Raw genomic sequence first — 1,860 nt, 5'->3', positions numbered from 1 at the left:
TTGAAATCATCGTAACCAAATGACTTCACCACTTCCAAGCTATCATCCCTTTCATCCCAAAGTGCAATGCTCGGCAAACCAATTCCATTAAACGTCGTCGTCTTCACCATGGTGTAATGCGACATATCATCAAAAGCCAAGCGCTGACCCACTGTCAATGCTTCATCAAAGCTGTAATCATTTATCACATCGCCTGCCAAACACGTCATCCCGCCTAATCGGTACGTGTGCGCCTTTTCATTCGCATCCCCCGCACCCAAAATATCCGGCCGATACGGCATCTCTAATGTATCGGGCATATGACATGTCGCACTCGTGTCCAATATCGCCAAGGGCATCTGGTTAAACGTCACATCCAACACTTCCGCCACCAAAATACCTGTATGTATCGCTATCGCCTCACCCGGCTCTAAATAAACCTGCACATCATATTGCTTTGAAAAACGTTGAATCAGCGCTATCAACCCTTCTCTATCATAGTCATCCGCCGTGATGTGATGCCCCCCGCCAAAGTTTATCCATTGCATTTGAGAAAGTACGTCACCAAATTTCTCTTCTACTGCTTTTACCGTCCGCGCTAAGGGCTCAAAACCTTGCTCACATAAGGTATGAAAGTGCAGCCCAGAAATCCCTTCCAAGCTCGTCTTGTCAAGTTCCGATAACGGGATACCCAAACGCGAACCCGGTGCACATGGGTCATAAATCGGCGTCGCCCCTTCTGAGTGCTCAGGGTTAATTCGCAAACCAAACGCAATATTCGGTCGCTTCGCTAACGCCGCTTGTATTTGCGGTTGAAACCGTTGCCATTGGCCACACGAGTTAAACACCACATGGTCTGCTATCGCCAAACAGTCGTTTAATTCACTTTCTTTAAACGCGGCTGAAAACACATGGCATTCGCCCCCGTATTCTTCTTTGCCCAAACGCAATTCGTGAATACCACTGGCACAGGTGCCCGATAAGTATTGACGCGTTAAATCACCTAAGCGCCACATCGAAAACGCTTTGAGCGCCGCCAGTATCTTTGCGCCACTGCGCGTTTGTACATCCTGTAAAATGCGTAAGTTCGCTTCAATGCCCGCTTTATTGACCACAAAACACGGTGACGGCACCCGACTTAAATCAAACGTTTCAAAAGGATTTTTCTTATTCATTACCTGCTGTTACCCATAAAAAAGGTGAGCTCAACACTCACCTTTATACTTGGATGTCATCCCTGATTATCAGGGATACCCTGCTATTGATGTACTCAATCGCAACTTATAGCGCTGTTTCGCCTAATTCAACCGTCTTCCACGGTAAGCCATATTCGTTTAAGTCTGCCATAAACGGGTCTGGGTCTAATTGTTCCATATTCCACACACCCGGCTTCATCCATTTTCCTTCTAACATCATCTTCGCACCTATCATGGCCGGTACGCCCGTTGTGTAAGAAATCGCTTGTGATTCAACTTCTGCATAACACGCTTGGTGGTCACAGATGTTATACGTGTACATGGTCTTTTCTTCGCCATCTTTCACGCCGCGTACAATACAACCAATGCACGTTTTGCCTTTTGTTCGTGGCCCTAAGCTCGCTGGGTCTGGCAGTAGTTGACGTAAAAATTGAATTGGAACAATCGATTGCCCGTTAAATTCAACCGGCTCAATACCTGTCATTCCCACATTACCCAACACTTCTAAGTGCTTTAAGTAATTCTCAGAAAAGCTCATCCAAAATTGGGCGCGCTTAATCGTTGGGAAATGCTTGGTTAACGATTCCAGCTCTTCGTGATACATACGGTAAATATCATACGTACCCACATTCTCTGGACATTCAAACTGCGCCGATTTGCTCATCGCAGGTGTTTCGACAAATTC

The 1,860-nt window shown here is 46.3% G+C and carries 2 protein-coding genes; both read right to left on the bottom strand.

The window, feature by feature from the left end; genetic code table 11:
- Window positions 1–1,154: carboxynorspermidine decarboxylase (nspC, locus tag HR060_RS19055; RefSeq protein ID WP_174201852.1), on the bottom strand; the 1,154-nt coding region annotated here is incomplete at its 3' end.
- A gap of 106 nt (window positions 1,155–1,260) precedes the next feature.
- Window positions 1,261–1,860: saccharopine dehydrogenase family protein (locus HR060_RS19050; protein ID WP_281362636.1), on the bottom strand; the 600-nt coding region annotated here is incomplete at its 5' end.

This window comes from Marinifaba aquimaris, assembly GCF_013328345.1.
Lineage (GTDB): Bacteria > Pseudomonadota > Gammaproteobacteria > Enterobacterales > Alteromonadaceae > Marinifaba > Marinifaba aquimaris.
This window is presented reverse-complemented; position numbering and strand designations above follow the sequence as displayed.